The sequence below is a fragment of the Stenotrophomonas sp. CASM110 genome, from assembly GCF_049384345.1.
Lineage (GTDB): Bacteria > Pseudomonadota > Gammaproteobacteria > Xanthomonadales > Xanthomonadaceae > Stenotrophomonas > Stenotrophomonas muris.
Map to the genome: position 1 here is coordinate 49,914 of NZ_JBMRGI010000029.1, position 7,171 is coordinate 57,084.

The window sequence follows — 7,171 nt, forward strand, 5'->3', positions numbered from 1 at the left end:
TTCAACGTAATCCGATGGATGCGGGCGGGCGGGATGCCGAGACTTCGCAGGGTTTCACCACCCACAGGAGATCTCCATGCATCTGTCACACCGGACCGTCATCGCGCTGTCTGTGATCGCAGGCATTGCCACCTCTGGCAGCGCGTTCGCCCACGGCACCCTGTCCAAACCCGCCAGCCGTGTCTATGCCTGTTACCAGGGCAATCCCGAAAATCCGACCAACCCCGCCTGCGCTGCCGCCAAGGCCATCGGTGGTGCGCAACCGTTCTATGACTGGGCCGGGATCAACCAGGCCGAGGCCCATGGCAACCACCAGGCCGTCGTGCCCGATGGCGAGTTGTGCAGCGGCGGCAACAGCAAGTACCGCGGCCTGGATCTGAACCGCAGTGACTGGCAGACCTCGCCGATCCGTGCCGACGCCCGTGGCCGCTACACGTTCGAGTTCAAGGCGCCGGCCCCGCATGCCACCCGCGAGTGGAAGTTCTATGTCACCCGCGATGGCTGGCAACCGGGCAGCCCGCTGCGCTGGGCCGACCTGCAGGAATTCTGCACGCTGGGCAACGTGCCGGTCTCCGGTGACGTCTACAAGCTGGACTGCCCGCTACCCAAGCGCAGCGGCCAGCACATCATCTACAACACCTGGCAGCGCTCGGATTCGGGCGAGGCGTTCTATACCTGCGCAGACGTGCGCTTCGAGGGGGGCGGTGGTGTGACCCCGCCGCCGCAGTGGCAGGACGCGGGTCCGGTCACTGCCCGTGGTGCGCTGGACGTGGGCACCATCCTGACCCTGCGGGTCTTCAACGCCCAGGGCAACGATCTGGAAAGCCCGCAGATCACCCTTGCCGCCGGCCAGACCGCTGCGAACCAGTGGCCGCTGGCACTGGCCCACAAGGTCAATGGCACTGCGCAGCAGGCGCGCGTGGGGGTGATGAAGAACGGCGTGATCACGCCCGTCGCCTCGGCTACCGGGAACCGCGTCTATCTGAAGCCAGGCCACCTGTTCCAGCTCGATACCCGCGTGCCGGATCCGGTCGATCCGATCGATCCGCCGCCGGCTGACGACTACGACTTCGTATACCCCGCGGGTATCGGCAGCTACACGCCGGGCCAGACCGTGGTGAAGGGCACCGACGGCAAGCTGTATGCCTGCCGCCCGTTCCCGGAAGGCGCCTGGTGCAACATCAATGCAGAGGCCTACCGCCCGGGTACCGGCTCTGCCTGGCGTGATGCCTGGATCGAGTACTGAAGGCAGGGCACCGGGGGCGGCGTGGGGTCGCCTCCGGTTTCCAGGGTTGCCGGCCAGCGGCCGGCACTACCGGGGTTCATGCGGTTGCCGGCCAGCGGCCGGTACTACCGGGGTTCGTGGGGTTGCCGGCCAGCGGCCGGTACTACCGGGGTTCGTGGGGTTGCCGGCCAGCGGCCGGCACCAGCCGGACTTACTTGCTGCTGACGTACTTCTCGCGGCGGATCTGCGGGTTGCCCAGGCCGGCGGCCTTCAGCAGCTCGGCGCAGGCATCCACCATGTCCGGGTTGCCGCACAGGTAGGCGATGTCCGTGGCCGGGTCCGGCGTGAAACCGGCCAGCGCCTGCTGCACGTAACCGTACTGCACGTCCGGATGCGGATCGGCGGGCAGTTCGCGCGACAGGCATGGAACATAGCGGAAGTTCGGGTGTTTTTCGGCGAAGCTGTAGAAGTCCTCGCTGTACAGCAGCTCGCCCGGGCTGCGCGCGCCCTGCAGCAGCACGATCTGCGCACCACGTTCGGCCATGGCCTTTTCCAGCAGCGGCAGCATCGAGCGGTACGGGGTAACGCCGGTACCGGTGGCGATCAGCAGGTAGCGGGCATTGTGGTCACCGGGATTCAGGCAGAAGCGGCCGTAGGGGCCGGACGCACTGATCTGGCCGCCGTGCTCCAGCGCCTCGAACAGCGCGGTGGCGGCGCCACCGGGCACGAAGCTGACCGCGATATCCACCGCCTCGCCCGGGCCCAGTGCGTGGTCGTGAATGGTCGCCAGCGAGTAGCTGCGCTTGGTTTCGGTGCCATCGGCGTAGCTGAAATGGACCTGGATGAACTGGCCGGGCTGGAAATCCAGCGGCTGCCCATCGTCACGCACGAACTGGTAGTGGCCGACGGTCGGGGCCAGCATGCGGCGGCCGACCAGCTTGAGGGGGAATTGAACAGGCACGACTTTTCGGGACAGTGTGTAGCCGGGGCAAGCCCTCGGGGTCTTCTATAATAGCCCCTCCCCGCCCCTCTCCAGCGCCAGCCCATGGGCGCGAAGGCTTCGAGCTTGGCATCCCAGAACGATACGGCGCCCGCCCTGCGCGTGCGCGACCTGCGCAAGACCTACGACAACGGCACCCAGGCCCTGAAGGGGGTTTCCCTGGAAGTGGCCCCGGGCGACTTCTTCGCCCTGCTGGGCCCCAACGGTGCCGGCAAGTCGACCCTGATCGGCATCATCAGCTCCCTGGTCAACCTCAGCGAGGGCCAGGTGGAGGTGTTCGGCAGCGACCTGGTGCGCAACCGCAGCGCCACCATGCGCCTGATCGGGCTGGTGCCGCAGGAAATCAACTTCAACCTGTTCGAAAAGCCCTTCGACATCCTGGTGAACTACGCCGGCTTCTACGGCGTGCCGCGCGAGGAAGCGGAGCAGCGCGCCGAAGAGGAACTGAAGCGGGCCCACCTGTGGGAAAAGGCGCAGGTGATGAGCCGCACGCTGTCCGGCGGCATGAAGCGCCGGCTGATGATCGCCCGCGCAATGATGACCCGCCCACGCCTGCTGATCCTGGATGAGCCGACCGCCGGCGTGGACATCGAGATCCGCCGCGACATGTGGCGCGTGCTGAAGGAGATCAACGCTGCCGGCACCACGATCATCCTCACCACGCACTATCTGGAAGAAGCCGAGTACCTGTGCCGCCACCTGGCGATCATCAACCATGGCCAGATCGTCGAGCAGGGGCCGATGCGCACCCTGCTGGCCAAGCTGGACGTGGAGGGCTTCCTGCTGGACATCGACGGTGACCTGCCGGCGCAGCTGCCGGTGATCGAGGGCGCGACCCTGACCGCGCCGGACCCGCACACGCTGGACATCGACATGCCGCGCGCAATGGACCTCAACCGCGTGTTCGCCACGCTCAACGAGGCCGGTATCCGCGTGCGTTCGATGCGTACCAAGAGCAACCGCCTGGAGGAGCTGTTCGTGCGCCTCACCGGCAACCTGGAGAAGCCTGCATGAGCACCACCGAGCTGACCGACGGCCAGCGCAACCGCATCGCACTGATGACCATCGTGCGCCGCGAAGTCGCCCGCATCATGCGCATCTGGGGCCAGACCCTGGTGCCGCCGGCGATCACCATGACCCTGTACTTCCTGATCTTCGGCAACCTGATCGGGTCGCGCGTGGGTGACATGGGCGGCTACACGTACATGCAGTTCATCGTGCCGGGCCTGGTGATGATGAGCGTGATCCAGAACAGCTACGGCAACATCAGTTCCTCGTTCTTCGGTGCCAAGTTCGGCCGCCACGTGGAAGAGCTGCTGGTCAGCCCGATGCCGAACTGGGTGATCCTGTGGGGCTACGTGGCCGGCGCCGTGCTGCGCGGCCTGATGGTGGGCGTGATCGTGCTGATCATCGCGATGTTCTTCACCCCGGTGCGCATTCCGCACCCGCTGGTGATGCTGACCACGGTGATCCTGGGCGCGACGATCTTCTCGCTGGCCGGTTTCATCAATGCGGTGTATGCGAAGAAGTTCGACGACGTGGCGATCGTGCCGACCTTCATCCTGACCCCGCTGACCTACCTGGGTGGCGTGTTCTATTCGGTGAAGCTGCTGCCGGGCTGGGCCGAAGCGGCCACGCACGCGAACCCGATCTTCTACATGGTCAATGCGTTCCGCTATGGCCTGCTGGGCAGCAGCGATGTGCCGCTGCCGGTGGCCTATGGGTTGATGATCGGCTTCGTGGTGGCGCTGACGGCGCTGGCGTTGTGGCTGCTGCGCCGTGGCGTGGGCATGCGCAGCTAAGGGTGGCCTGCAGGGCCTGCGGCCCTGCACCCGCCGAATCAACGTCAACTTCAACGGCAACGGCAAAAGCTGGCATTCCTTGGGTTGGCGGGGTGGGTCCGATTGCGGGGGACGCCGTAAACCCATCCCTGGGGGCTTGGCCGCGGCATCCAGGCCGCGGACACCCCCGCAATCGGACCCACCCCGCCTTCGACAAATTCCGGCGATCTGCCGGGATGTCGTTCTGCGCTGCTGTTGGTAGGTGTCGACCTTGGTCGACACGACGGATCGACGCCATGCGTGGATGGAGCTTTCACGGCAAAGCCGATGTTCCGCTTTTCTCGTTCGGGATTGCAGCTAGGCTGTGGCGATGAAGATCACTTCCATTGCGCTGGACAAAGCCGTGTCGGACGGCCCCATCGATGCCTTCAGCCATGCGTTGCTGGGCGATTCACCCACGCTGGATGAGGTGCTGGAATACCTGGCCTCGCGGCACGCGGCTGATCCCCGGTATCGCTACCTGTGCACGCTCGATGATGCCGGCCAGTGCCGCTACACCAGCATGCACGCGTCAGACGACGCGCGCATCGCGCTCTACGAGGACGAAGACCCGGCGACCCCCGACGATGCGTTGGCGGCACGCGGGCGGTTGCTGGCGCATGTGGTCGCGCAGCTTGAGCATTCGACGCATCGGCTGGAATGGAGCACGCTGGCGGGCACGCTGATGTGCAATGACGCAGACATCGAGGCATTGGTCGCGGCCAATGCCGCACCGGATCTCATCGTCGACGAGGTGGTCTGCGTGCAACAGGTGCCCGTGGATCGTGACGACCTGCTGATCGCCGCCCTGCCCAACGGCTACTTCAGCGCGGACTGGAACATATTCCAGAACCACGCCCTGATCCGGCACCTGCAAGAGCATTACGACTACCGCCTGTTCGGGCTTGGCGCATCGTGGCTGGGCTTCCAGCGTGACAGCGCGCCGTCGCCTGCGGAAGCGGACGCTCTGGTCGCGGACCTGCAGCGCGTCTACGCTGCCGGAACGCACGACACCTGGTCACAACTGGCTGCAACGCTGTCCTCCCGCACCACGCTTCTATTGGGATACACCGAAGGCTTCAGCGAACAGCTGCCCTGAGCGCGGTTCTACACGCGCTCGCGCAGCGAGCGACCCGCTTCCGCTCCTGATCTGTTTTCCGTGGTGGCCGCACCCGGCCAACCCCGCTGAACCGTGCTTTCCGCGAACCACCACGAGGGGCACCGCCGTTGGCCGCGATCTCCGGCACAATCGAAATCCTGATTCCCCAGAACACGGTGAACGTGCAATGCGCATCCTGATCCTCGGCGCCGGCGGTACCGGCGGTTACTTCGGTGGTCGCCTGGCCCAGGCCGGTGTGGACGTGACCTTCCTCGTGCGCCCCGCGCGCGCCGCCCAGCTGGATCGCGACGGCCTGGTCATCCGCAGCCCGCTCGGCGATGCCAGCTTCCCCGTGCAGCATGTCACCGCTGATGCACTGCCCGCATTGGCCGCGCAGAAGCCGTTCGACCTGGTCATCCTCAGCTGCAAGGCCTACGACCTGGACAGCTCGATCGACGCCATTGCCCCGGCCGTGGGCGCAGGCACCACCGTGCTGCCGATCCTCAACGGCCTGCATCACTACAACGCACTGGACGCGCGCTTCGGCCGCGACGCCGTGCTTGGCGGCCTGTGCTTCATCAGCGCCACCAAGGCCCCCGACGGTGCGGTGCTGCACCTGGGCAAACCGGCCAAGCTCACCTTCGGCGAGCGCGACGGCGGCCTGGCTTCGACGCGCGTGCGCGCCTTCGCTGCGGTCTGCGCGCAGGCCCATCTTGATCACCTGGCCAGCGAACACATCGGCCAGGAACAATGGATCAAGTACACCTTCCTTACCGCGCTGGCGGCGGCGACCTGCCTGCTGCGCGCCGACATCGGCACCATCGTTGCCACCGATGATGGCGAGGCGATCGTGCGCGGCCTGTACGACGAATGCCTGGCCGTGGCCGAAGCCGCCGGTGAACCGGTTCCCGAGGCCGCGCAGGACACCGCGCGCGGCACCCTGACCCAGGCCGGCTCGGCACTGAAGGCATCGATGCTGCGTGACCTGGAAGCCGGCCAGCAGGTGGAGGCCGAACAGATCGTCGGCGACATGCTGGCCCGCGCGCGCAAGGCCGACCAGGAAGCCCTGCTGCTGCAGGTCGCCTACAGCAGCCTGCAGGCCTACCAGGCACTGCGCGGCGCGTGAGCTTCATCTCTGCCGCCAGTGCATTGCCCTCGCGGGTGCTGATCCTCGGGCTGGGCTGGAGTGGCGGTGCGCTGGCCCGACATCTGCAGGCATTGGGCGCACACGTCGCCGGCACGGTACGCGATCCCGCATCGGCACCACGCGATGGTCTGCGTCGCCATCCGCTGGCTGCCGATGCCACGCCATCGCCCGCCCTGCTCGATGAGATCGCACAGGCCGAGGCCGTGCTGTGCAGCGTGCCACCCGATGCCGATGGCGATCCTGCACTGCGCCTGCTGTTGCCCGCGCTGCGGGCCAGCCCGGCATTGCGCTGGGTGGGCTATCTGTCGTCCACTTCGGTGTATGCCGACCGCACCGGCGGCTGGGTCGACGAGCGCAGCGCAGCCGATGCCACTGAAGCAGCCGGCGTGCAGCGCCTGCGGGCCGAAGCGCAATGGCGTGCGCTTGCAGGAGAACGCGGCATCGCATCGGCAGTGTTCCGCCTGCCCGGCCTGTACGGGCCGGGGCGCAATGCGCTGCTGCAGCTGGCGCAGGGACGTGCCCGCCACGTAGTGCGTCCCGGGCTGCTATTCAACCGGCTGCACGTGGATGACCTGGTGACGGTCGTTATCGCGTCGATGCAGCGGCCGTGCGTGGATGGCCTGTATCTGCCGGCCGATGACGAGCCGGCACCGCCGCAGGAGGTACTGGCCTTCGCCGCGCAGCTGGGCGGGTTTGCGATGCCACCTGCCGTGGCATGGGACGACCCTGCACTCAGCCCGACCCTGCGACGCTTCTACCAGAGCAACAAGCGCATCGACAGCCGTGGCACGCGTGAAGCACTGGCGTGGGCGCCGCGGTTCCCCAGCTACCGTGAGGGCCTGCGCGACCTGCTCCAGTAGTGCCGGGGGGGGGGCGGGGG

General features: G+C 67.0%; 7 protein-coding genes. 6 read left to right on the plus strand and 1 reads right to left on the minus strand.

Translation table 11 applies throughout. The annotated features are described in order from the left end of the window. Positions 1-76 precede the first annotated feature (76 nt). Complete coding sequence (locus VG561_RS19445; RefSeq protein ID WP_142235043.1) at positions 77-1,246, plus strand: lytic polysaccharide monooxygenase; 1,170 nt, start codon at positions 77-79, stop codon at positions 1,244-1,246. A 190-nt stretch (positions 1,247-1,436) separates the two neighbouring features. Here VG561_RS19445 and VG561_RS19450 read toward each other — a convergent pair whose 3' ends face one another. After that, entirely contained in the window at positions 1,437-2,186 is a 750-nt protein-coding gene (locus VG561_RS19450) for a ferredoxin--NADP reductase (RefSeq protein WP_423179907.1), read from the minus strand. Positions 2,187-2,270: 84 nt separating this feature from the next. Between VG561_RS19450 and VG561_RS19455 the strand changes: the two genes are divergently transcribed. The 5 genes from VG561_RS19455 to VG561_RS19475 all read left to right on the plus strand — a co-directional run bounded on the left by VG561_RS19455 (position 2,271) and on the right by VG561_RS19475 (position 7,151). Then, positions 2,271-3,239, plus strand: a complete 969-nt coding sequence (locus tag VG561_RS19455) for an ABC transporter ATP-binding protein (RefSeq protein ID WP_005411567.1) — start codon at positions 2,271-2,273, stop codon at positions 3,237-3,239. Next, complete coding sequence (locus VG561_RS19460) at positions 3,236-4,027, plus strand: ABC transporter permease (RefSeq protein WP_014038898.1); 792 nt, start codon at positions 3,236-3,238, stop codon at positions 4,025-4,027. Before VG561_RS19455 ends, VG561_RS19460 begins: the two co-directional genes overlap by 4 nt. A gap of 349 nt (positions 4,028-4,376) precedes the next feature. Next, complete coding sequence (locus VG561_RS19465) at positions 4,377-5,144, plus strand: hypothetical protein (protein ID WP_041863959.1); 768 nt, start codon at positions 4,377-4,379, stop codon at positions 5,142-5,144. Positions 5,145-5,331: 187 nt separating this feature from the next. Then, positions 5,332-6,270 carry a 2-dehydropantoate 2-reductase gene (panE, locus tag VG561_RS19470; protein WP_053496507.1) on the plus strand — a complete coding sequence of 313 codons (939 nt, stop codon included), beginning with the start codon at positions 5,332-5,334 and terminating at the stop codon, positions 6,268-6,270. After that, the gene (locus VG561_RS19475; protein ID WP_423179908.1) at positions 6,267-7,151 is read left to right on the plus strand and encodes an epimerase; all 885 of its coding nucleotides are present in this window, start codon (positions 6,267-6,269) and stop codon (positions 7,149-7,151) included. Before panE ends, VG561_RS19475 begins: the two co-directional genes overlap by 4 nt. Positions 7,152-7,171: the final 20 nt, after the last annotated feature.

Excerpts from the sequence above, each read along its gene's own strand:
- VG561_RS19445 (WP_142235043.1), top strand. The coding sequence starts at position 77 with ATGCATCTGTCACACCGGACCGTCATCGCGCTGTCTGTGATCGCAGGC.
- VG561_RS19455 (WP_005411567.1), top strand. The coding sequence starts at position 2,271 with ATGGGCGCGAAGGCTTCGAGCTTGGCATCCCAGAACGATACGGCGCCC.
- VG561_RS19460 (WP_014038898.1), top strand. The coding sequence starts at position 3,236 with ATGAGCACCACCGAGCTGACCGACGGCCAGCGCAACCGCATCGCACTG.
- VG561_RS19465 (WP_041863959.1), top strand. The coding sequence starts at position 4,377 with ATGAAGATCACTTCCATTGCGCTGGACAAAGCCGTGTCGGACGGCCCC.
- panE (WP_053496507.1), top strand. The coding sequence starts at position 5,332 with ATGCGCATCCTGATCCTCGGCGCCGGCGGTACCGGCGGTTACTTCGGT.